This is a genomic window from Streptomyces sp. SP18CS02 (assembly GCF_036322365.1).
Taxonomy (GTDB): domain Bacteria; phylum Actinomycetota; class Actinomycetes; order Streptomycetales; family Streptomycetaceae; genus Streptomyces.
Map to the genome: position 1 here is coordinate 1 of NZ_JAQYXC010000237.1, position 314 is coordinate 314.

General features: G+C 81.5%; 1 protein-coding gene. It reads left to right on the forward strand.

Annotated elements, in window-relative coordinates:
• A partial coding sequence (locus PUR26_RS02315; RefSeq protein WP_329868617.1) for a 3-hydroxyacyl-CoA dehydrogenase family protein occupies positions 1–212 on the forward strand: 212 nt, incomplete at its 5' end.
• Between the last annotated feature and the right edge of the window lie 102 nt (positions 213–314).

The following is a 314-nucleotide window of genomic DNA, read 5'->3' on the forward strand; positions in this document are numbered from 1 at the left end:
CCGCGATGACGCGGGGCGGCGGCTATCCGATGGGCCCGTTCGAGCTGCTCGACGTGGTCGGCCTGGAGGTCTCGCTCGCGAGCGAGCGGGGGCTGCACCGCGAGTGCCGCGCCCCGGGCCTGGCGCCGGCTCCGCTGCGGGAGCACCGGGTGGCGGCGGGCGGCCTCGGGCGCACGCCGGGGCGCGGCTACCGCGAATATGCCCGGCGCTGAGGCGTCCGGGGAGTGGGGAGGGCTGCTCGGCCCACCCCAGGGCCCGCCCGGGGGCCGGTCGGGGCCCCCGGGCGGCCCGGCCCCGCAGGCGCGATCTCCTGC